Below are 21042 nucleotides of genomic sequence, written 5' to 3' on the forward strand. Positions count from 1 at the left end.
GGCGCGCGGGCCCACCGCGCCGGCCGTCAAGGACCGGCCGGCGCAGTGCCGGGCGGCAGCTTCGAAGGAGAAATGCTCCGTGGTTCTCAGTTTTGCCAGGAAGGCGGGCATGGCGACCGCCGCAGCGGTCGCCATCGGCGCGGTGTCGCTCGGCGCCTCCGCGATGGCGGCGCCGGCGGGCCCGGCGGCACCGGCCGCGCACCGGGTCGGCACATCCCCCGCCGCCGTGGCCGCCAAGGCGGTCGCCGCGCCCCGGAAGCAGACGCCCCAGGTCGTCACGCAGCTGATCGGCAAGGGCCGCGTGGACGGCAAGCGCTGGTCGGTGGCGCTGGAGTTCCACCGGACGCTGCCCGAGGGCTACGAACTGCCCACGTCCCCCGACGGCACCACCGCCCCCGGCACGGCACTGCTGTGCCAGCGCATGTACATCGACGGCGTCCGCATCGACCACCAGGGCGGCCCCTGGTCCGACTGCCAGCCCGTCACCGGCACCCACGACCCCGCAGGCAGCGGCGGCATGGGCCTGTGGGGCTTCCAGGACAAGGGCACCAGCGGCTCCCGCCTCATGGTCTCCAACCCCGAGGCCGCCATCGCCTACGGCATCGTCGACCTCACCGACGGCACCCGTCTGAAGGCCGCCACGGTCACCGTTCCCGGCACCGACTACCGTGCCTGGGCCGTCGCCATACCCGACGGCAAGACCATCTCCGCCGTCGACCAGTACGACAAGCGCCACCACCGCCTCACCCACGACACCTACTGGCGCTGACCCCGGAAAGAAGGACGGGCACCTCCTGCCGTGCAACCACGTGACCACCGAGCCGAGGACGGCGGACCGGAAGCGGAGTTCACCCGGTTCGTCGCCGCCCGCTGGCGCGCCCTGACCCACACCGCGTACCTGCTCACCGGGGACTTCCACGAAGCGGAAGACCTGGTGCAGTCCATGCTGGCCAGGGTGTACCCGCACTGGGGACGGCTACGGCCCGAGCACGCCGAGCACTACGTGCGGCGGGCGCTGGTCAACACCAACCGCAGCCGGCACCGCCGCCGCAGGATCGCCCACCTCCTCCTTCCGTCGCTCCCCGACACCCGCCCCGTCCCCGAGGACGGGGCGGGTGTCGGGGGCGTGGACGGCTACGACGCCCTGGCCCGCCTGCTCGCCGAACTGCCCGGGCGGCAGCGGGCGGTCGTCGTGCTGCGCTACTGCGAGGACCTGTCCGCGGAGGAAGTGGCGGACATCCTCGGTTGTTCGGTCGGCACCGTGAAAAGCCAGGCTTCCCGGGCCCTGGACAAACTGCGCAACCGGGGGACCGTCGCCCGTCTTCACCCGTCCAGCCGCCCCGCAGAGGCACGATGACTCCCGACCACGACCGACGCCCCGCCCAAGAGGACTGGCTGCGCGACGCCTTCGCGCGGTCGCGCGACGCCTACCCCTCCTCCCAGGCCCCCGTCGAGCGGATCCTCGCCACCGCGCGGGCCCGCAGGAAGCGCCACCGCGCCGCCGCTGCCGTCGGCGCCGTGACCGGTGCCGCCTGCGTCCTCGCCGCCGCCCTGGCCGTCTCGCTCCAGGGTCCCCACCCTTCCGCCGGCCCCGCGCAGCATTCCTCCCCCGCCGCGAGCCCGACCGCCACAGCGACGCCCGGGCCCCTCACCGTTTCGGTGGGCGGGGGCACGACGGGCGGCGCCCCCTGGTCGGTGGCGCTGGAGTTCCACCGGACGCTGCCGGAAGGCTACGAACTGCCCACGGCGCCCAACGGGACCACCGCCTCCGGCACGGCACTGCTGTGCCAGCGCATGTACATCGACGGCGTCCGCATCGACCACCAGGGCGGCCCCTGGTCCGACTGCCAGCCCGTCACCGGCACCCACGACCCCGCAGGCAGCGGCGGCATGGGCCTGTGGGGCTTCCACGGCAAAGGCACCAGCGGCTCCCGCCTCATGGTCTCCAACCCCGAGGCCGCCATCGCCTACGGCATCGTCGACCTCACCGACGGCACCCACCTCAAAGCCACCACGGTCACCGTCCCCGGCACCGACTACCGTGCCTGGGCCGTCGCCATACCCGACGGCAAGACCATCTCCGCCGTCGACCAGTACGACAACCGCCACCACCGCCTCACCCACGAAACCCAATGGCGCTGACCCCGGAACGGGCGTGGCCGCTGTCACATACCGCCCGGCCGCCCTGTCCTCATGGAGGAGACACACCGGCCACGGAAGGTGGGGGTTCCTCATCATGGGCGCCGAGCACCCGCAGCAGGCCAAAGGCCACGTACGTACCGACCACCCGGCCCGGTACCTGGCGCGACTGCGCGAGTGGGCAGGCACGGTGGGCAGCCATCAGCAGCCCGAGCGCCTCACCGACTGGTCCGACAGACACGGGACCATCGAATTCGAAGGCGGCCGGTGCACCCTGCAGGCTGGGCCCGATGCGCTGACGCTCCGCGTCGAGGCCGCCGACCGGAACGACCTCCGGCGCGTCCAGCGATTGATCACCGAGCGCCTGCGGGAGACCGGCGGGCCCGACACGCCTCCGGTCACCTGGCAACCGGCGGTGGCCACCACGCCCCGCCCGCGCCACGGGACGAAGCTCGGCATCGCAGCCGTCGTCGTCCTGGTCGTCGCTGCCCACCTGGGCCTGGGCGGGCTCCTGTTGACGTCCGGCCCCTGGAAGCACTGGGCCCTGGCCGCCGTACTGGCCGCCCTCTCGGCCAAGACCGTCCACCTGCTCCGCCGCCGCGGCGTACGCCGCGGCAAGGCCCGCTAAGCCCACTGATCCGCGGTAGTCGTCCATCGCCGCCGGCGGCAGAAGTCAGGGCCGGTCGCACGAACGCCGCGCGCTCGCCGACCACGTTTCAGGAACCGCTCGGATCACGGTCGAGACCGTCGGCCGGCCATCGCGATCCCGCCAACGGGCCCGGCGCGCCGCGCCGGGCCCGACTCTCACATGGCTGATTTTGGAATTCCACCGGGCGTCGGCTTCACAGTCCGCGTGAAGTGAACCGCCCGGCCCGGTTCTAGCGCACGTCGACGTAGTCGGAGGCGCTGGTGGCGACGCCGGTCGTGGAGTTGCCGTAGTACACCCAGCGGTAGTAACCGTCGGCCGAGGCGGTGACCGTGGTCTTCAGGCCCCCGGTGCTGCTGGTGGTGGCCTTCTTGACCGTCTTGAAGGTGTCGGTGCCCTTGGCGCGGAACTGAAGGCTGACCAAACGGCCGCTGTAGGCGCCGTACTTCTTCGTGCTCCAGTTCGCCCGGGTCAGCTTGCCCGTGACGGTGATCGGCTTGCCCTTGGTGACCGGCTCCGGCGAGGCGTTGGTGGTGGCCTTGGCCGCGCGCTTGAGCTGGACGGTCGTGGAGCGCGTCTCCCGTTCCGCGGTCTTCAGGCCGCCGCTGGCCTTCCACAGGCGCAGCGAGACGCCGACCTTCCAGGTCGTGGCGTCACTGTTGGAGTCGACGTGCTCCTGGCTCGGGTGCGGGTCGATGTAGAGGTTGCCCTCGCAGCGAGCGTGCTTGGAGTCGATCTCATAACAGGTGTAGCCGCCCGGCCCGATGAAGTTCTCCCCGCTGTCCGCCGCCGTGTTGATGCTGCCGCGGTAGAGGAAGGGGAACGCGTCGTAGCGGGACGGGTCGGCGGTGCTGTACCCGGAAGGCAGCGCGATGTTGAACCGCATGGACGGCTCCACCACCTTCGACGTGCCGACGACGATCGGCTTGCCGTTGTTGACGACGATGTTCGACACGGTGATGCCGGTGTCCGCCGCCTGAGCCGTCGGCGCGCTCAGCGCCGAGAGCCCCAGCGCCCCCACAAGCGTGGCCACCGCGGCGATTCGTCTGCCAGTCTTCATTCACACCTCTTCAGCAGAATGCCGTTGGAAGAGGCGGCAGCTTATCTGATGAGTTCATGCCCTTCCGCCCTTCCGCCCTGACCGCCCGGCCCCCGCCCCCCGCAGCCAAGACCTCGTGGGGCCGGCAGAAGTACCAGAAGACCGAGCACTCGTCCTCTTCGAGGGGTCGTAGAAGCCAGGATCACGGACGACCTGTGTCACCGGCTCCTGGCGATTGAGCACGGCGATCGGCCGAGGATCACGCCACAGCAGTCGGGAAGCGAGCAGGCGCCCACCCGGCCGCGGCGGGGACACCCCGCGGATCCCCCACCAGCTGCAGGTCGACCCGGATTCCCGTCCACGCCCCGTTCACAACCGCAGGTGCAGAGCGTGCGCGAAGGGGACGGAGCGAGATGGCGGCCCCCACCCGACGGAGCAAACAAAACAGCCCCCGCGCTGCGTTTCCGCAGCTCAGGGGCTGTGTTTCCACTGTGGCGGCGCCAGGATTCGAACCTGGGTAGGCTAAGCCGACGGATTTACAGTCCGCTCCCATTGGCCACTCGGGCACACCGCCTGGGAAGTGTCTCCGCGGGCCGCTTGTGCGCGGTCCCCCTTGGCGACGTCGTAAACAATACCCGATGCGCGGGGGTGCTCCGCCACCCTATTGATCAGCGCTCCGGGCGGGTCCGGTGGCTAGGCTTGCGGGGGCGGCCCGGTGGCGGGTCGCGGACCTGACAGATCAGAGCCAAGGAGCCAACAGAAGATGGCCGACTCCAGTTTCGACATCGTCTCGAAGGTCGAGCGGCAGGAGGTCGACAACGCCCTCAACCAGGCCGCGAAGGAGATCTCGCAGCGCTACGACTTCAAGAACGTCGGTGCGTCGATCTCGTGGTCCGGGGACAAGATCCTGATGCAGGCCAACTCCGAGGAGCGGGTCAAGGCCATCCTGGACGTCTTCGAGACCAAGCTGGTCAAGCGGGGGATCTCGCTGAAGTCGCTGGACGCGGGCGAGCCCCAGCTGTCCGGCAAGGAGTACAAGATCTTCGCGACCATCGAGGAAGGCATCTCGCAGGAGAACGCCAAGAAGGTCGCCAAGATCATCCGCGATGAGGGGCCCAAGGGCATCAAGGCCCAGGTCCAGGGCGAGGAGCTGCGCGTCACCTCCAAGAGCCGGGACGACCTGCAAGCCGTCATCGCGCTGCTGAAGGGCAAGGACCTCGACTTCGCGCTGCAGTTCGTGAACTACCGCTGAGCGGGGTCCTGCCCGAGGTCCCGGTCGGGAGGAGGCGGCCGGGGCCTTTGCCGCGCGCACGACGGGGCGCATTCGGAGGGTGCCGCCCGGGAAGCCGCCGCAGGTGCGTAGTGTCTTCCTGTTAGGTCTCCCCGGGACTGCCCCGCCGGTCGACGGCGGACCCGGGGCAGCGTCTCGAGGATGGAGCCGGGCATGCAAAGCCGCACCGCTTTGGTCGAGGACCTGATGAGCCGCTTCCCGCACGTTCCCCGCGAGGCGGTCATCAAGGAGGACCTGCTGCGCGGCGGGATCGCGTTCGACGAGTCCGCGCTCAGCGGCAACGAGGACGGCGACGTCAAACCGAAGTCGTACTTCATCTTCTCCTTCGACCATCGCACGCTTCCCGAATTGGGCGCCGCCGCGCTGAAGCGGCCGCCGGAGGAGATCGTGCTCACCGGCGGGCCGTACGACCTGCGCCGCACGGTGGTGTCGGTACGGGTCAACCCGGCCTCGCCGTACCGCGTGCGGGCGGGCGGGCGCGGTGTGCTCGGCCTCTACCTCGACGGGGTGCGTATCGCGGACGTCGGCCTGCCGCCGATGCCGGCGTACTACCGGCACAGCCTGGAGAACGGGAAGTCGGTGATGGAGGTCGCGCCCACGATCCAGTGGGGCTACCTGATCTACCTCACGGTCTTCCGCGTGTGCCAGTACTTCGGCGCCAAGGAGGAGTGCCAGTACTGCGACATCAACCACAACTGGCGCCAGCACAAGGCGGCCGGCCGCCCCTACACGGGTGTGAAGCCGGTCGAGGAGGTGCTGGAGGCGCTGGAGATCATCGACAAGTACGACGAGACGAAGTCCTCCACCGCGTACACCCTCACCGGCGGGGCGATCACCTCCAAGGTCGCAGGCCGGGACGAGGCCGACTTCTACGGCCACTACGCGAAGGCCATCGAGGAGCGCTTCCCCGGCCGCTGGATCGGCAAGGTCGTCGCACAGGCGCTGCCCAAGGAGGACGTGCAGCGCTTCAAGGACTACGGCGTGCAGATCTACCACCCCAACTACGAGGTGTGGGACCGCCGTCTGTTCGAGTTGTACTGCCCCGGCAAGGAACGTTACGTCGGCCGGGACGAGTGGCACCGCCGGATCCTGGACTCGGCGGAGATCTTCGGCCCGCGCAATGTGATCCCGAACTTCGTGGCGGGCGTGGAGATGGCCGAGCCATTCGGCTTCACCACCGTCGGGGAGGCGATCGACTCCACGGCGGAGGGCCTGCGCTTCTTCATGTCGCGGGGCATCACGCCGCGCTTCACCACCTGGTGCCCGGAGCCGACGACCCCGCTGGGCAAGGCGAACCCGGAGGGCGCGCCGCTGGAGTACCACATCCGCCTGCTGGACGTGTACCGCGCGACGCTGGAGGAGTACGGGCTGAGCTCGCCGCCCGGGTACGGCCCGGCCGGTCCCGGCAACGCGGTGTTCTCGGTGAGCTCGTTCATGGACAGCCTGCCGGCTTCGGCGCCCGTCGGAGTGAGCTGAGTGCCGGCTCTGCTGATCGTGCATCACACGCCGTCTCCCAACCTGCAGGCGATGTTCGAGGCGGTGGTCGCCGGCGCGACCACCGACGAGATCGAGGGCGTGGACGTCGTACGGCGGGCCGCCCTCGCGGCGACCGCCTCCGACGTGCTCGCGGCGGACGGCTACCTGCTGGGCACGACGGCGAACCTCGGCTACATGTCGGGGGCCCTCAAGCACTTCTTCGACCAGGTCTACTACCCCTGCCTGGACAGCACGCGCGGTCGCCCGTTCGGCTTCTACGTGCACGGCGGCAACGACGTCACGGGGACGGTGCGGGGGATCCGGTCGATCACCACGGGCCTGGGCTGGGAGCAGGCCGCGGCGGAGGTGACGGTCACCGGGGAGCCGTCCAAGGCCGATCTGCAGGCCTGCTGGGAGCTGGGCGCGACGCTGGCCGCCGGGCTGGCGGACTGACCGCACGGGCCCGGCGCCGACGTGCCGGGCCCATGCCCCCGTCCTACCGTGGAGGTGGAGAGAGGGGGCAGCATCCATGGCACCCCATGTCCTGGACGACGCGGCGGTGGACGCCCTGCGCTCGGGGTTCGCGGGCGAGGTCGTCGCACCGGGCGACCCGTCGTACGACGAGAGCCGCACGCTGTTCAACGCGATGATCGACCGCAGGCCGTCCGTGATCGCCCTGTGCGAGACGGTGGACGACGTGGCCGCGGCGATCCGCTTCGGCCGTGAGCGCGGGCTCGAGGTCGCCGTCCGCGGGGGCGGGCACAGCGTCGCCGGCAACGCCCTGAGCGACGGCGGCATCGTCGTCGACCTGCGGCGCATGCACGCGGTGGTCGTCGACCCGGGGGCGCGCACGGCACGGGTCGGCGGGGGCGCCACGATGAGCCACCTGGACCGGGCGACGCAGCCGTTCGACCTGGTCACCACCGGCGGCCGGGTGTCCACCACGGGGGTGGGCGGCTTCACCCTCGGGGGCGGATCGGGGTGGCTGGAGCGCAAGTTCGGGCTGGCCTGCGACAACCTGGCGGAGGCCGAGCTGATGACGGCGGACGGCACCCTGGTGCGGGCCGCCGAGGACGAGAACCCGGAGCTGTTCTGGGCCCTGCACGGGGGCGGCGGCAACTTCGGCGTCGCCACCTCGCTCACGCTGCGGCTGCACCCGCTGCCCGCGGCCACCCTGGCCGTACTGCTGTGGCCGCCGGAAGCCGGCCCCGAAGTGCTGCGCGCCTACCGCACCCTGCTGGCGTCGGCGCCGGACGAGGTGGGCGGGGGCATGCTCTTCCTGACCGGGCCACCGGAGGAGTTCGTGCCGGAGCACCTGGTGGGAAGGCTCGCCTGCGCCGTGGTGTTCACGTACGCGGGCACCGCGGACGCGGCGCACGAGGTGCTGGAGCCGCTGCTCGCGCTCGGTCCGCAGGGCCGCATGGTGGCGGAGATGCCGTACGCGGACCTGCAGTCCGCGCTCGACGACCCGCCGGGTTACCGGAACTACTGGTCGGCGGAGTACCTGGACGACTTCCCGGACGAGGCCGTGGACCGCTTCTGCTCCCGTGCCCGGGACATGGTGGTCCCCTCCCCCTCGCAGCACGTGCTGTTCCCCGTGGGCGGCGCCGTGGCGCGCGCTCCGGCCGACTACCCGCTGCCCTGGCGCCGGGCGCCGTGGGTGGTGCACCCGTTCGGTCTGTGGGCGGACCCGGCGGACGACGAGCGGGCCCGGCGGTGGGCGCACGACGTCCGTGCCGACCTGCGGCAGTGGTCCTCGGGCGCGGTCTATCTGAACTTCATCGGAGACGAGGGCGAGGGCCGGGTGATCGCCGGGCTCGGTGCGCACAACCTGGGGCGGCTGGCACGGGTGAAGACCGAGTTCGACCCGGAGAACGTCTTCCGGCTCAACCACAACATCGAGCCGGACTGAGGCCCCGCAGGGGGACGCGGGCCTCGGTTCAGCGGGTGGCGTACGGGGCCTCGACGGGGACGATCTCGCGGCCGAGCGGCACCAGGGAGATCGGCACCATCTTGAAGTTGGCGATGCCGAACGGGATGCCGATGATCGTCAGGCAGAAGCCGATGCCCGCGATCACGTGGCCGATGGCGAGCCAGATGCCCGCGAGGACCAGCCAGATGATGTTCCCCAGCAGCGACCCGACCCCCGCGTCGCGGCGTTCCACCGTGGTGCGGCCGAAGGGCCACAGCACGTAGTTGGCGATCCTCAGGGAGGCGATCCCCCAGGGGATGGTGATGATGAAGATGAACATCAGCAGGCCCAGCAGGGCGTAGCCGATCGCCATCCACAGGCCCCAGATGATCAGCCATATGACGTTCAGGACGATGTTGACCGCCTTCATTGCCCAAGCCTCCCATGCGTCCGCGGGCCCCGCCCGTCAGGGGGCGGGAGCCGCCGCTCCGTCAGGCGTCCTCCACAGGGCCCGTACCCGCGCGCCGTCCGGGCCGCACGTGCGCGTTCAGCGGCGGTGGCCGGCCATATCCTCGAGGCGGGCGATGCGCTCGGCCATCGGGGGGTGGGTGGAGAAGAGCTTGGACACGTCGCCGGGGCGGAACGGGTTGGCGATCATGAGGTGGCTGGTGGTCTCCAGCCGGGGCTCGGGCGGCAGCGGGGCGCGCTTGGTGCCCGTCTCCAGCTTGCGCAGCGCGGAGGCGAGGGCGAGCGGGTCGCCGGTGAGGCGGGCGCCTGAGGAGTCTGCCTCGTACTCGCGGGAGCGACTGACGGCGAGCTGGATGAGGGAGGCCGCGACGGGGCCGAGGATCATCATCAGGAGCAGGCCGAACAGGCCGGGGCCCTCGTCGTCGTCGGAGCGGCCGACGGGGATCAGCCAGGCGAAGTTGACGAGGAACATGACCACGGAGGCCAGGGCGCCGGCGACGGACGAGATGAGGATGTCGCGGTTGTAGACATGGCTCAGCTCGTGGCCGATGACGCCGCGCAGTTCGCGCTCGTCGAGCAGGCGCAGGATGCCCTCGGTGCAGCACACGGCGGCGTTGCGCGGGTTGCGGCCGGTGGCGAAGGCGTTGGGGGCCTCGGTCGGGGAGATGTAGAGCCGCGGCATGGGCTGCCGGGCGGAGGTGGAGAGTTCGCGCACCATCCGGTACAGCGCCGGTGCCTCGAACTCGCTGACCGGGCGGGCGCGCATGGAGCGCAGCGCGATCTTGTCGCTGTTCCAGTACGCGTAGGCGTTGGTCCCGAGGGCTACGACGAGTGCGACGATCAGTCCCGTACGGCCGAAGAAGCTGCCGATGATCAGGATGAGAGCCGACATTCCGCCCAGGAGCGCGGCGGTCTTCAGGCCGTTGTGCCGGCGGTGCACGGTACACCCTCCAAGTTGTGCATCAGGAGGACCATCTCTCCTCGTTCAAGGAGAACCTCCCGTAGGGGCCAACGCCACCCGAAGGGCGTTAGTTCCCTTGTGCACCTTCCGACCGGGTGCTCAGAGCAGGGTGGCGGAGGCGAAGCGGAGGACGAGCTGGGGTGCGCCGGACAGCACGATCCCGACGACGGCGGTGAGCGCGATGGCGGCGCCGAGCGGGCGCGAGGGGCCCGACGGGCGTGCGGCGGCCGCGGGCTCCGTCCCGGGCTTCGCGAAGAGCAGGACCGTCCACCGAAGGTAGTACACGAGCGCGATCACGACGTTGACGGCCATGACGGCGGCCAGCCAGCCGAGGCCCGCGTCGACGGCCGAGGAGAAGACGGCGACCTTGGCGAACAGGCCGATGACGCCGGGCGGCAGACCGGCCAGGCAGAGCAGGAAGAAGGCCATGGCCAGCGCGGCGAGCGGGTGGCCGCCGTGGAGGCCGCGGTAGTCGGTGAGCCGGTTCTGCGGCGCGGTGCGGCCGACGAGCGCGGCGACGCCGAAGGCGCCGAGGTTCACGGCGGCGTACATCAGCGCGTAGGCGAGGGTGGTGCCGACCTGGCGGTCGGGGTCGGTGTACGCGGCCGCGGCGATCGGGACGAGCAGGTAGCCCGCCTGGCCGATGGACGACCAGGCCAGCAGGCGGACCGCGCTGCGCGGGCGGTCGGGGCGCTGCACCAGCGCGCCGACGTTGCCGACGGTCATCGTGAGGGCGGCCAGGACGGCGACGGCGGGGCCCCAGACGTGCGCGTAGGGCCGGAAGGCGACGACCGTGACGAGGATGAGGCCCGCGAACCCGGCGGCCTTGCCGACGACCGAGAGGTAGCCGGCGACCGGGAGCGGGGCGCCGGTGTAGGTGTCGGGCACCCAGAAGTGGAACGGGGCGACGGCGAGCTTGAAGGCGAAGCCGACGACGGTGAGGGCGGCGCCGGCCGCGGCGAGGGTGTCCAGGCGGGGGTCGACGCCCTGCAACCCCTTGGCCATTGCCTCCAGGTGGAGGGTGCCCGTCGCGGCGTAGACGAAGCTGACGCCCAGCAGGGTGACGGCCGTCGCGGCGACCGAGGACAGGAAGAACTTCAGGGCCGCCTCGCTCGACAGCCGGTCGCCGCGGCGCAGCCCCACCAGGGCGAACGACGGGAGGGTGGTGACCTCCAGGGCGATCACGAGGGTCGCCAGGTCGCGTGAGGCGGGCAGCAGTGCGGCGCCGGAGGCCGAGGAGAGCAGCAGGAACCAGAACTCGCCGGCCGGCAGCTCGTCGAGGGTGTGCACCGACAGCAGGGCGGCGACGAGCGCTCCGGCCAGGACCAGCAGTTGCACGACGAGCGTGAAGCGGTCGGCGACGTAGGAGCAGTCGGCGGGGCTGCCGACGAGGCAGAACGTGCTGCGGTCGCCGTCGAGCAGCGGCAGCAGGCTCAGCCCGGCGAGCACGAGGCCGCCGAGGGTGATCCCCACCAGCGCCTGCTTGCGGCCCTCGGGCAGGAAGAGGTCGGCGACCAGCACGACGAGCGCGGCCGCGGCCACGATGCCGGGCGGGGCGATCGCGGCCCAGTCGACCGACTGGACGACGGAGGTGGCGAGGGTGCTCATCAGCTGCCTCCGAGCAGGGTGCGCACGGCCGGGTCGGTGAGGCCGAGCAGGGCGGCGGGCCAGAGGCCTGCGAGGACGGTCAGGACGACCAGCGGGGTCCAGGCCGCGAACTCGTAGCCACGGACGTCGGCGAGCGCCGGCGCGGCCTGGACGGTGTCGCGTTCGCCCATGCACACGCGGCGCACGACGACGAGGAGGTACGCGGCGGTGAGCAGGGTGCCGAAGGCGGCGACCGCGGTGAAGACCAGGTAGGCGCCGCGGTCCAGGCCCGGGGCGGGCTTGAAGGACCCGAACATCGCGAGCATCTCGCCCCAGAAACCGGCCAGCCCCGGCAGGCCGAGAGAGGCGACGGCCGCGAAGGCGAGCAGGCCGCCCATGCGGGGGGCCTTGCCGTACAGCGCGGCGCCGGTCTGCCCGGCGAGGCTGTCCAGGTCGGTGGAGCCGTAGCGGTCCTTGAGGGCGCCGACCAGGAAGAAGAGCAGGCCGGTGATGAGCCCGTGGGCGATGTTGGCGAAGAGCGCGCCGTTGACGCCGGTGGGGGTCAGGGTCGCGATGCCGAGCAGCACGAAGCCCATGTGGCCGACGGAGCTGTAGGCGATGAGCCGCTTGAGGTCGCCGCCGGCGCCGCGGCGGGCCAGGGCCAGGCAGGCCAGCGACCCGTAGACGATGCCGACGACCGCGAGGGCGGCCAGGTAGGGCGCGAAGGTCTGCATGCCCTCGGGGGCGGCCGGGAGCAGGATCCGCACGAAGCCGTAGGTGCCCATCTTGAGCAGGACGCCGGCCAGGAGCACCGAGCCGACCGTGGGCGCGGCGGTGTGCGCGTCGGGGAGCCAGCTGTGCAGCGGCCACATCGGGGCCTTGACGGCGAGGCCGAGGCCGATGGCGAGCACGGCGATCAGCTGCGTGGAGTGACTGAGCGGTGACCCGTTGTCAGTGGCGAGTGCCACCATGTCGAATGTGCCGGCCTTCAGCCCGATGAGGAGCAGGCCGAGCAGCATGATCACGGAACCGAGCAGTGTGTAGAGGATGAAGCGGAGGGCGGACTTCTCCCGGTTCTCGCCGCCCCAGCGGGCGATGAGGAAGTACATCGGGATGAGGACGGTCTCGAAGGCGAGGAAGAAGAGCACCAGGTCGAGCACGGCGAAGGTGGCGAGCGTGCCCGTCTCCAGGAGGAGCAGGAGCGCCACGAACGCCTTCGGGGAAGGACCCGCGGGCATCTTGAAGTAGCTGTAGAGCGCGCAGAGGAAGGTCAGCAGCGCGGTCAGGACGAGGAGGGGGAGGCTGATGCCGTCGATGCCGAGGTGGATGCGGATGCCGAGCGCCGGGATCCAGCTGATGTCGGTGCTCGCCTGCATCGTCGCGGGGTGGTCGTGGTCGAAGCCCGCGGCGAGGACGATGCTCAGGACGAGGACGAGACCGGTGACGGTGACGCCGTGGCGCAGCACGGCCTGGTCGGGGTTCTTCCCCTTCAGGCCGGGCGGGGGCGGCAGCAGGGCCGCCGCGGCGCCGAGCAGCGGCAGGACGACGGCGGCCGCGAGGACGTACTGGAGGACGGTGTCGTTCACGGCTCACGCTCCGACGGCGACGAGGACGGCGAGTATCACGGAGCCGGCCAGCAGCACGCTGATATAGGTCTGCACGTTGCCCGTCTGGGTGCGGCGCACGAGCGCGCCGAGCAGCCGGGGCACTCCGCCCGCGCCGCGGACGTACGTCTCGACGACCTCGCGGTCGAGGAAGCGGACGAGGCCGGAGGCGGCGAGCACCGGGCGGACGAAGAGCTTCGCGTACAGGGCGTCGAGGCGGAAACCGTGCGAGGCGGGCTCGAAGAGCGGGCCGAGCAGCAGGCGTCCGGGGTCGGCGGGGTCCTGTGCGGCGGCGACGTCCCCGTAGACCTGCTCGTGGGTCTGCAGCGCCGCGGCCTCGGTGAGCGCCGGCTCCTCGTCGGCCGCCGCGGAAACCACCGCGCCCATGGGCGCGGTGCGGCGGGTCGCGGCGGCCTGCCAGGCGCCGTAGGTCGCGAGGATGCCGACGACGGCGAGGCCGACGCCGAGGATCGAGGTGACCAGGGTCGGGGCGAGTTCGTTGCCGTCGAGCCAGGCAGGGAGGTCGAGGAGCGAGGGCACGAGGGCGACGGCGCCGAAGGCGAGGGTCGGTACGGCCAGCACCCACAGCACGACGGTCATGAGGGCCGGTTCCCTGCCGTGGGCCTCGGGCGCCGCGGCGCCCCGGCCGCGGAAAGCGAGGAGGAACAGGCGCGTGGCGTAGCCGGCGGTGAGCACGGCGGTGAGCAGCGCGGCGACCAGGACGAGCCAGCCGACGGCCGACGGCACGCCCTCGGCGTGTCCGGAGGCGGCGTGCTCGGCTGCCCGCAGCACCGACTCCTTGGAGAAGAAGCCGGAGAAGGGCGGGACGGCGGCCAGGGCGGCCAATGCGATGCCCATGGTCCACATGGCGTCGGGGGCGCGCTTGCCGAGGTCGCCCATGCGGGACATCGCGGCCAGCGAGTTGGTGCCGGCGGCGTGGATGACGACGCCGGCGGCGAGGAAGAGGAGGGCCTTGAAGGCACCGTGCGAGACGAGGTGGAACACGGCGGCGCTGCGGTCGCCGACGGCGAGGGCGGCGGCCATGTAGCCGAGCTGGCCGATCGTCGAGTAGGCGAGCACGCGTTTGATGTCGTCCTGGGCGAGCGCGGCCAGAGCGGAGCCGATCATGGTGACGGCGGCCAGTACGCCGAGCACCGCGAGGGTGACGGTGGAGGCCTCGAAGACCGGCAGCAGCCGGGCGACGAGGTAGATGCCGGCCGCGACCATCGTGGCGGCGTGGATCAGCGCGGACACCGGCGTGGGGCCGGCCATCGCGTCGGGCAGCCAGGTGTGCAGCGGGAACTGCGCCGACTTGCCGGCTACTCCGGCGAGCAGCAGCAGGCCGACGACGGTCGGGTGCGCGATCCCGCCGTGGGTCGCGGCGGTGAGGATGCCGTTGATCCGGAAGGTCCCGGCGTCGGCGGCGAGCGCGAAGACACCGATCAGGAAGGGGACGTCACCGAGCTTGGTGACGAGGAAGGCCTTGAGGGAGGCGGCCCGGGCGACCTCGGTCTCCCAGTAGTGGCCGACCAGGAAGTACGAACAGATGCCCATGATCTCCCAGCCGACCAGCAGCACCATCAGGTCGCCGGTGTAGACGACCAGGAACATGGCGGCGGTGAAGAGGGAGACCAGGGCGGAGTAGGAGGCGTACCGGGGGTCGTGGCGCAGATAGGCCGTGGAGTACAGCTGTACGCAGGTGGCGACCAGCCCGACAAGGACGGCGATGAGCACCGCGAAGCCGTCGAGGTGCAGGGCCAGGTCGACGGGCACCGAGCCGGTCGGGGTGAGCCGGGTCGCGGCGTCGGTGGCGGGGCCGCTGCCCTGCCGTACGGCGACGACGACGGCCAGCACGAACGCGGTCGCGGTGGGCAGCACGGCCAGCGGCCGGACGAAGCCGGGAGCGGCGCGGCCGAGCAGCAGACCGCCGACGGCGCCGAGGAAGGGGAGGAGGGGGACGAGGACGGCGAGGGTCGTCAGGGTCACGCTGCGGCCTCGGTCTTCTCTTCGGGTGCGGAGGGCCCGGCCCCTTCGCCCTGCGGGTCGCGCGGATCATGCGGTCCGTGCTCGGCGAGGTCGGTCAGGCGGTCGACGTCCGAGCTGCCCCGGTTGCGGTACACCAGCAGCACGATGGCGAGACCGATGCCGATCTCGGCGGCGGCGATGACGATGACGAACAGCGTCAGCGCCTGCCCGGCGTGGAGGGTGTCGCGGAGCCAGACGTCGAAGGCGACCAGGTTGAGGTTGACCGCGTTCAGCATCAGCTCGACCGACATCAGGACGAGGATCGCGTTGCGCCGGGCGAGGACGCCGTACAGGCCGACGGAGAACAGGAGGGCGGCGAGGACGGCGGGATAGGCGAGATGCATCAGCGCTCCCCCGGCTGCTGACGGGACTGCTTGCGGGACAGGACGATCGCACCGACGAGCGCGGCGAGCAGGAGCACGGACAGCGCCTCGAACGGCAGCACCCAGTGGCGGAAGAGGATCTCGCCGGTGACCTTGGTGGAGCCCTGCGCGGCGCCGTCCACGTCGATCCAGGTGGACCGGAAGGCGTCCACCACGACCCACACCAGCGTGCCCGCGGCGGCGACGGCCACGGCGAGGGCCGCGATCCGGTTGCCGGAGTCGGCGTCCGGGGAACGCCCGATGGGCGCCTTGGTGAGCATCAGGCCGAACAGCACGAGCACGACGACGGACCCGACGTAGATCAGCACCTGCACCCAGGCGATGAACTCGGCGGTGAGGAGGAGGTATTCGACGGCGACGCCGCCGAGCGCGACGACCAGCCACAGCGCGGCGTGCACCAGCTGCTTGGTGGTGACGCTGATGAGGGCGGCGGCGAGGGTCGCGACGCCGACGAGGACGAAGACGATCTCGACCCCGGTCGGGGACAGGAAGCCGGGGTGGGCTGCGGCGACGTTCACGCCTCGCCCCCCGGCTGCTCGTGCTCGGTCTCTGCCTCGCCCTGGGCGGCGGCCGCGGCGGCGGCCTTCTCCGCGGCCTTGCGGGCGGCACCCAGCTCCTTGGGCTCCTCGGCGGCCGGGTCGAGCGGCGGCGGGGCGGGCACCGTCCACATCCACTCGCGCAGCTTGTCGCGCTCGTGGGTGAGTTCGAGGATGTCGGTCTCCGCATACTCGAACTCCGGCGACCAGAACAGGGCGTCGAAGGGGCACACCTCGATGCAGATGCCGCAGTACATGCACAGCGAGAAGTCGATGGCGAAGCGGTCCAGCACGTTGCGGCTGCGCTCGCGGCCGCCGGGGGCGGCGGCGGGCACCGTCTCCTTGTGGGAGTCGATGTAGATGCACCAGTCGGGGCACTCGCGGGCGCACAGCATGCAGACCGTGCAGTTCTCCTCGAACAGCGCGATCACTCCGCGGGTGCGGGGCGGCAGTTCGGGCTGCACCTCGGGGTACTGCGCGGTGTGCGAGCGCCGGGTCATCGTGCGCAGGGTGACGGCGAGGCCCTTGGCCAGGCCGGAACCGGGGATGCCCATCAGGAGATCACCACCTTCACCACGCCGGTGAGCGCGATCTGGGTCAGGGCGAGCGGGATGAGGACGGTCCACGCGAACCTCTGCAGCTGGTCCTCGCGCAGCCGGGGGTAGGTGACCCGGAGCCAGATCACGACGAAGGCCAGGGCCGCGGTCTTGAGCAACGTCCACAACCAGCCGACGCTGTCGGACCAGGGGCCGTGCCAGCCGCCCAGGAACAGGACGGTCGTCAGGCCGCACAGCACGACGATGCCGGCGTACTCCGCGAGCAGGAACAGGGCGAACCGCAGGCCCGTGTACTCGGTGTAGGCGCCGAAGATGATCTCCGAGTCCGCGACGGGCATGTCGAAGGGCGGGCGCTGGAGTTCGGCGAGGCCGGCCGTGAAGAACACGACGGCTCCGATCAGCTGCCACGGCGTCCACCACCAGGCGTACGCGTCGACGATGCCGGGCAGCGACAGCGTCCCGGCCGCCATGGCGACGGACGCGGCGGCGAGCAGCATCGGCAGCTCGTACGACATCAGCTGTGCGGCGCTGCGCAGACCGCCGAGGAGGGAGAACTTGTTGGCCGAGGCCCAGCCGGCCATGAGCGAGCCGAGCACGCCCACGCCCATCACGGCGAGGACGAAGAACAGGCCCGCGTCGATGTCCTGGCCGACGAGTCCGCCCGGGCCGATCGGGATCGCGATGAGGACCAGGAGGTAGGGCAGCAGCGCGACGGCGGGCGCGAGTTGGAAGATCTTCCGGTCGGCGTCGGCCGGGACCACGTCCTCCTTCTGCGCGAACTTCACGCCGTCGGCGACGAGCTGGGCCCAGCCGTGGAAGCCGCCGGCGTACATGGGCCCGAGACGTCCCTGCATGTGGGCCATGACCTTGTGCTCGGTCTGGCCGACGACCAGGGGCAGGACGAGGAAGGCGACGAGCACGGCGAGCAGCCGGAGGATCACTTCGAGGGCGTCGCTCACGGTGTGCTGCCTCCTTCCGCTTCGTCGTTGCCGGGGGTGTCCGGCTCGGTGGCCGGGCTGCCGTCGGGGGAGCTTTCGGCGGGCTCGCCGGTGCCGCCCTCGGCAGGCGGCGCGGGTTTCCCGGGTTTCGCCGCGTCGGGCTCCGCCGCGTCGGGTTTCGCCGCCGGAGCGGCGGTGGCCGGTCCGGTGTCGCGGGGGACGTCCCAGGGGGCGTCCGGGGTGCGCTTGCGGGGCGTCGTCCCGGGAGCCGCGGGGGTCACCGGAGCAGCTGCCGGGGCCTCGACGGCTCCGGTCTGCCCGGTCTGCCCGGTCTGCCCGGCCGAGCCGTCGCTCGCCGAGCGGGCGCGTCGCGGGGTGGCGGCCGGGGCCGCGGGCGCTGCCGGGGCCTCGGCGGCACCCTGGCTGGCGGAGCCCTCGGTGACGCTGCGGGTACGCCGGGCCGGGCGCTCGGCGGCAGCCGCCGCACCGGCGGCTCCGGCAGCGCGCGGGGTGCGGGCGGGGCGCGCCGGCGCGGGCGGGAGCTGGCCCTTCATCGGGCCCCAGTCGTTGGGATCGGGCACGCCGGGGGGCAGCATCTGACGCCGCTTGGGGCCGCCGTGATCGGACTCCCCCGGCTCCTTCGCGCCGGGCCACGCCTTCGCGACGCGTGCCGCCAGCACGAAGTCCTTGCGCAGCGGGTGCCCCTCGAAGCCTTCGGGCAGCAGCAGCGGCACCAGGTGCGGGTGCCCGGTGAAGTCGACGCCGAACATCTCGTGCGTCTCGCGCTCGTGCCAGGCGGCGCCCGCGTAGACGCCGACGGCGGTCGGCAGGACCGGTGCCTCGTGCGGGACGGTCGTACGGATCATCAGGCGCCGCACCGAGCCGACCGCGGGGGCGACGACGTGGGCGCAGACGCGGAAGCCGGTGCCGCCTTCGTCGACGGCGCTGAGCCAGTCGAAGAAGGTGCAGCCGAGGGTGTCCCGAGCGGCGCGCAGGGCGTCCGTCCAGGAGGCGGCGGGGACATCGACGGTCAGCAGGCCGTACGCCTCCTCCGCCGTGGCCTCGGCGCCGAAGACCTCGGCGACGGCGTCCTGCTCGGGGAGCCGGTCGAAGGGCGTGGTCACTTCGCGGCCTCCCCGGGCGGCGGCGGGGCCTGGACGAGGCCGCTGCGCAGCGCCGCGGTGGACGCGCGCGGGGTGCCGCCGTCGCCGTAGCGCTCGGCGAGCGACTCGCGGGCGATCTTCTCCTGCAGCTTGAGGATGCCCTGCAGCAGCGCCTCGGGCCGCGGCGGGCAGCCGGGCACATAGACGTCGACGGGGATGATCTGGTCGACGCCCTTGGTCACGGAGTACGAATCCCAGTAGGGGCCGCCGCAGTTGGAGCAGGCGCCGAAGGAGATGACGTACTTCGGCTCGGGCATCTGCTCGTACAGACGCTTCACGGCCGGGGCCATCTTGTCGGTGACGGTGCCCGAGACGACCATGAGGTCGGCCTGGCGCGGGCCGGGCGCGAAGGGGATCACGCCGAGCCGGATGAAGTCGTGCCGGGCCATGGAGGCGGCGATGAACTCGATGGCGCAGCAGGCGAGCCCGAAGTTGAAGACCCACAGGCTGTAGCGGCGGCCCCAGTTCAGGACCACCTTCATCGGCTCGGGTGCCAGGCGCGCGAGTGTACCGAGGCGGCGCGGCTCCGGCAGGTACTCGGGAGTGCTCACATCGGTCATATCGGTCACGTCCATTCCAGGACGCCCTTCTTCCAGGCGTAGAGCAGACCGACGGCGAGGAAGCCGAGGAAGACGAACATCTCGACCAGCGTCGTGCCGCCGTACCCCTCGGCGGCGAACACCGTCGCCCAGGGGAAGAGGAAGATCGCGTCGACCGCGAAGACGACGTAGAGGAAGGAGTAGACGTAGTAGCGGATCTGGGTGTGCGCCCAGCCCTCGCCGACGGGGTCGACGCCGCACTCGTACGTGAGCATCTTCTCCTGCGTCGGCACCACGGGCCGCAGCAGGCGACCGGCCCCGAAGGCCACGGTCACGAAGAGCACCCCGAGCACCGCGACCAGCCCGACGACCGAGTAGCCGTGGAAGTAGTCCACGTCCGTCCGCCCCTCGTTTCTCGTCGTAAGCGCGTTGTCCAGCGATCCCGGTGGATCTTTAGACGATCTGTACGATCGGAGTCTAGGCCCTGCCTCCCGGAGCGGAACCACCCGTCCTGACCGGTGGTACGGATAACCCCACCTTGTCCTGGCAGGCGCACCCCATGGCGGTGGCCGCCCCGTCCCCGGCAGGCTTGGCGTCATGACCATCAACTCCCAGCGCGGGGAAGCCGCCCCGCTGCCGCCGGCGCGCTTCGCCTTCGACGCCGTGACGTGGAAGGAGATCGCGTATCTCCTGGCGAACCTGCCCGTGGACATCGCGGGATTCGTCTACGTCGCCGTCGTCCTCTACCTCGGCGTCGGGCTGTCGGTGACGGTGATCGGCCTGCCGCTGCTCGCTCTGGGACTGGCCGGGTGCCGGCTGCTGGGGCGGCTGGAGCGGATACGGGCGCGCGGCATGCTCGGGGTGGCCGTGGACGAGCCCCGGTCGCTGAGTCCCGGGCGGATGGGCTTCTTCCCCTGGCTGTGGACCTCGCTGAAGGACCCGGTGGGGTGGCGCCACGCGCTGTACTTCTTCATCCGGCTGCCGTGGGGGATCGCGACCTTCACCATCGCCTTGACCTCGCTCTTCGTCGCGTGGCCGGTGCTGCCGTTCATCGCCCGGGGGCTGGCCAACGCGGACCGCGCGATGGTCCGCGGCCTGCTGTCGCCCTCCGACGAGCTGGAGCGGCGGATCGCCGAGCTGGAGTCGGACCGCGGCACGGTGGTGGACACCGCCGCCGCCGACCTGCGCCGCATCGAGCGCGACCTGCACGACGGAGCGCAGGCGCGGCTCGTGGCGCTCGCCATGGACCTGGGCCTGGCCAAGGAGAAGCTGCAGGAGGACCCGGAGGCGGCGGCGAGGATGGTCGGCGACGCCCACGGCGAGGTGAAGCTGGCCCTCCAGGAGCTGCGCGACCTGGCCCGCGGCATCCACCCGGCCGTCCTCACCGACCGCGGCCTGGACGCCGCCCTGTCCTCGGTGGCGGCCCGGTGCACGGTGCCCGTGCACGTCCAGGTGGACCTGGCGAGCCGGCCGGCGCCGGCGATCGAGGGCATCGCGTACTTCACCGTCTCCGAGCTGCTGCAGAACATCAGCAAGCACAGCGGGGCGCGCCGGGCCGTTGTCGAGCTGTGGCGCTCGGACGGCCGGCTGATGATCCAGGTCCGCGACGACGGCCGGGGCGGGGCGACCGCGTCGGGCGGCAGCGGTCTGGGCGGGCTGGCCGAGCGGCTGGACTCGGTGGACGGTCTGCTGGTGGTCGACTCCCCGGCCGGCGGCCCGACGACGGTGACGGCCGAGCTGCCCTGGCGGGACCGCGCCTGAGCCGCGTACGGGAAGGC

At 71.8% G+C, this 21042-nt stretch carries 22 protein-coding genes and 1 tRNA gene; 9 read left to right on the forward strand and 14 right to left on the reverse strand.

Annotated elements, in window-relative coordinates:
- Positions 1-109: 109 nt before the first annotated feature.
- The 4 genes from OIE69_RS17900 (at position 110) to OIE69_RS17915 (ending at position 2767) form a co-directional block, all read left to right on the forward strand.
- Positions 110-769: a hypothetical protein gene (locus OIE69_RS17900; RefSeq protein ID WP_326572892.1), complete on the forward strand. Its 660-nt coding sequence runs from the start codon at positions 110-112 to the stop codon at positions 767-769.
- 30 nt (positions 770-799) lie between these two features.
- Positions 800-1357 carry a SigE family RNA polymerase sigma factor gene (locus OIE69_RS17905; RefSeq protein ID WP_326572893.1) on the forward strand — a complete coding sequence of 186 codons (558 nt, stop codon included), beginning with the start codon at positions 800-802 and terminating at the stop codon, positions 1355-1357.
- A complete protein-coding gene (locus tag OIE69_RS17910; protein ID WP_326572894.1) occupies positions 1354-2142 on the forward strand; it encodes a hypothetical protein in 789 nt (262 codons plus the stop codon). The genes OIE69_RS17905 and OIE69_RS17910 overlap by 4 nt, the downstream gene beginning before the upstream one ends.
- A 94-nt stretch (positions 2143-2236) precedes the next feature.
- Positions 2237-2767, forward strand: a complete 531-nt coding sequence (locus tag OIE69_RS17915; protein ID WP_326572895.1) for a DUF2218 domain-containing protein — start codon at positions 2237-2239, stop codon at positions 2765-2767.
- Between the two features lie 250 nt (positions 2768-3017).
- Here OIE69_RS17915 and OIE69_RS17920 read toward each other — a convergent pair whose 3' ends face one another.
- Both OIE69_RS17920 and OIE69_RS17925 read right to left on the reverse strand, forming a co-directional pair.
- Positions 3018-3845 carry a hypothetical protein gene (locus OIE69_RS17920; protein WP_326572896.1) on the reverse strand — a complete coding sequence of 276 codons (828 nt, stop codon included), beginning with the start codon at positions 3843-3845 and terminating at the stop codon, positions 3018-3020.
- 471 nt (positions 3846-4316) lie between these two features.
- Positions 4317-4398 (reverse strand) — tRNA-Tyr (locus tag OIE69_RS17925).
- Between the two features lie 189 nt (positions 4399-4587).
- Here OIE69_RS17925 and OIE69_RS17930 point away from each other — a divergent pair.
- The 4 genes from OIE69_RS17930 to OIE69_RS17945 all read left to right on the forward strand — a co-directional run bounded on the left by OIE69_RS17930 (position 4588) and on the right by OIE69_RS17945 (position 8503).
- Positions 4588-5076, forward strand: a complete 489-nt coding sequence (locus OIE69_RS17930; protein WP_018558836.1) for a YajQ family cyclic di-GMP-binding protein — start codon at positions 4588-4590, stop codon at positions 5074-5076.
- Positions 5077-5268: 192 nt separating this feature from the next.
- Positions 5269-6591, forward strand: a complete 1323-nt coding sequence (locus tag OIE69_RS17935; RefSeq protein ID WP_326572897.1) for a radical SAM protein — start codon at positions 5269-5271, stop codon at positions 6589-6591.
- Positions 6592-7044 carry a flavodoxin family protein gene (locus OIE69_RS17940; RefSeq protein ID WP_326572898.1) on the forward strand — a complete coding sequence of 151 codons (453 nt, stop codon included), beginning with the start codon at positions 6592-6594 and terminating at the stop codon, positions 7042-7044. It abuts the gene before it with no gap.
- A 76-nt stretch (positions 7045-7120) separates the two neighbouring features.
- Positions 7121-8503, forward strand: a complete 1383-nt coding sequence (locus tag OIE69_RS17945; protein ID WP_326572899.1) for an FAD-binding oxidoreductase — start codon at positions 7121-7123, stop codon at positions 8501-8503.
- A gap of 28 nt (positions 8504-8531) precedes the next feature.
- Here OIE69_RS17945 and OIE69_RS17950 read toward each other — a convergent pair whose 3' ends face one another.
- The 12 genes from OIE69_RS17950 to OIE69_RS18005 all read right to left on the reverse strand — a co-directional run bounded on the left by OIE69_RS17950 (position 8532) and on the right by OIE69_RS18005 (position 19659).
- On the reverse strand, positions 8532-8933 hold the full coding sequence (locus tag OIE69_RS17950; RefSeq protein WP_326572900.1) for a YccF domain-containing protein: 402 nt from the start codon (positions 8931-8933) through the stop codon (positions 8532-8534).
- A 117-nt stretch (positions 8934-9050) separates the two neighbouring features.
- A complete protein-coding gene (htpX, locus tag OIE69_RS17955) occupies positions 9051-9911 on the reverse strand; it encodes a zinc metalloprotease HtpX (RefSeq protein WP_326572901.1) in 861 nt (286 codons plus the stop codon).
- A gap of 120 nt (positions 9912-10031) precedes the next feature.
- Positions 10032-11540, reverse strand: a complete 1509-nt coding sequence (locus tag OIE69_RS17960) for an NADH-quinone oxidoreductase subunit N (RefSeq protein WP_326572902.1) — start codon at positions 11538-11540, stop codon at positions 10032-10034.
- Positions 11540-13105, reverse strand: a complete 1566-nt coding sequence (locus OIE69_RS17965; RefSeq protein ID WP_326572903.1) for a complex I subunit 4 family protein — start codon at positions 13103-13105, stop codon at positions 11540-11542. Before OIE69_RS17965 ends, OIE69_RS17960 begins: the two co-directional genes overlap by 1 nt.
- Positions 13106-13108: 3 nt before the next feature.
- Positions 13109-15109: an NADH-quinone oxidoreductase subunit 5 family protein gene (locus tag OIE69_RS17970; RefSeq protein ID WP_326572904.1), complete on the reverse strand. Its 2001-nt coding sequence runs from the start codon at positions 15107-15109 to the stop codon at positions 13109-13111.
- Positions 15106-15492: an NADH-quinone oxidoreductase subunit NuoK gene (gene nuoK / locus OIE69_RS17975; RefSeq protein WP_326572905.1), complete on the reverse strand. Its 387-nt coding sequence runs from the start codon at positions 15490-15492 to the stop codon at positions 15106-15108. The genes OIE69_RS17970 and nuoK overlap by 4 nt, the downstream gene beginning before the upstream one ends.
- Entirely contained in the window at positions 15492-16049 is a 558-nt protein-coding gene (locus OIE69_RS17980; RefSeq protein ID WP_326572906.1) for an NADH-quinone oxidoreductase subunit J family protein, read from the reverse strand. The genes nuoK and OIE69_RS17980 overlap by 1 nt, the downstream gene beginning before the upstream one ends.
- Entirely contained in the window at positions 16046-16621 is a 576-nt protein-coding gene (locus OIE69_RS17985) for a NuoI/complex I 23 kDa subunit family protein (protein ID WP_326572907.1), read from the reverse strand. Before OIE69_RS17985 ends, OIE69_RS17980 begins: the two co-directional genes overlap by 4 nt.
- Positions 16621-17583 (reverse strand): NADH-quinone oxidoreductase subunit NuoH, encoded by a 963-nt coding sequence (gene nuoH, locus OIE69_RS17990; RefSeq protein ID WP_018558824.1) that lies wholly within the window; start codon positions 17581-17583, stop codon positions 16621-16623. Before nuoH ends, OIE69_RS17985 begins: the two co-directional genes overlap by 1 nt.
- Positions 17580-18686: an NADH-quinone oxidoreductase subunit C gene (locus OIE69_RS17995; RefSeq protein ID WP_326572908.1), complete on the reverse strand. Its 1107-nt coding sequence runs from the start codon at positions 18684-18686 to the stop codon at positions 17580-17582. Before OIE69_RS17995 ends, nuoH begins: the two co-directional genes overlap by 4 nt.
- Complete coding sequence (locus OIE69_RS18000; RefSeq protein ID WP_326572909.1) at positions 18683-19300, reverse strand: NADH-quinone oxidoreductase subunit B; 618 nt, start codon at positions 19298-19300, stop codon at positions 18683-18685. Before OIE69_RS18000 ends, OIE69_RS17995 begins: the two co-directional genes overlap by 4 nt.
- Entirely contained in the window at positions 19291-19659 is a 369-nt protein-coding gene (locus OIE69_RS18005) for an NADH-quinone oxidoreductase subunit A (RefSeq protein ID WP_326572910.1), read from the reverse strand. Before OIE69_RS18005 ends, OIE69_RS18000 begins: the two co-directional genes overlap by 10 nt.
- A gap of 202 nt (positions 19660-19861) precedes the next feature.
- Here OIE69_RS18005 and OIE69_RS18010 point away from each other — a divergent pair, with 202 nt between their 5' ends.
- Entirely contained in the window at positions 19862-21025 is a 1164-nt protein-coding gene (locus OIE69_RS18010; RefSeq protein ID WP_326572911.1) for a sensor histidine kinase, read from the forward strand.
- The last annotated feature ends 17 nt before the right edge of the window (positions 21026-21042 follow it).

It is taken from the genome of Actinacidiphila glaucinigra (assembly GCF_035918135.1).
GTDB lineage: Bacteria > Actinomycetota > Actinomycetes > Streptomycetales > Streptomycetaceae > Actinacidiphila > Actinacidiphila glaucinigra.

Bases quoted from the DNA above. Each gene is read 5' to 3' on its own strand.
- OIE69_RS17935 (WP_326572897.1), top strand. From the start codon at position 5,269: ATGCAAAGCCGCACCGCTTTGGTCGAGGACCTGATGAGCCGCTTCCCG.
- nuoK (WP_326572905.1), bottom strand. From the start codon at position 15,492: ATGCATCTCGCCTATCCCGCCGTCCTCGCCGCCCTCCTGTTCTCCGTC.
- OIE69_RS17900 (WP_326572892.1), top strand. From the start codon at position 110: ATGGCGACCGCCGCAGCGGTCGCCATCGGCGCGGTGTCGCTCGGCGCC.
- OIE69_RS18000 (WP_326572909.1), bottom strand. From the start codon at position 19,300: ATGGACGTGACCGATATGACCGATGTGAGCACTCCCGAGTACCTGCCG.
- OIE69_RS17915 (WP_326572895.1), top strand. From the start codon at position 2,237: ATGGGCGCCGAGCACCCGCAGCAGGCCAAAGGCCACGTACGTACCGAC.
- OIE69_RS17945 (WP_326572899.1), top strand. From the start codon at position 7,121: ATGGCACCCCATGTCCTGGACGACGCGGCGGTGGACGCCCTGCGCTCG.
- OIE69_RS18010 (WP_326572911.1), top strand. From the start codon at position 19,862: ATGACCATCAACTCCCAGCGCGGGGAAGCCGCCCCGCTGCCGCCGGCG.
- OIE69_RS17950 (WP_326572900.1), bottom strand. From the start codon at position 8,933: ATGAAGGCGGTCAACATCGTCCTGAACGTCATATGGCTGATCATCTGG.
- OIE69_RS17960 (WP_326572902.1), bottom strand. From the start codon at position 11,540: ATGAGCACCCTCGCCACCTCCGTCGTCCAGTCGGTCGACTGGGCCGCG.
- OIE69_RS17910 (WP_326572894.1), top strand. From the start codon at position 1,354: ATGACTCCCGACCACGACCGACGCCCCGCCCAAGAGGACTGGCTGCGC.
- OIE69_RS17930 (WP_018558836.1), top strand. From the start codon at position 4,588: ATGGCCGACTCCAGTTTCGACATCGTCTCGAAGGTCGAGCGGCAGGAG.
- OIE69_RS17920 (WP_326572896.1), bottom strand. From the start codon at position 3,845: ATGAAGACTGGCAGACGAATCGCCGCGGTGGCCACGCTTGTGGGGGCG.
- OIE69_RS17985 (WP_326572907.1), bottom strand. From the start codon at position 16,621: ATGGGCATCCCCGGTTCCGGCCTGGCCAAGGGCCTCGCCGTCACCCTG.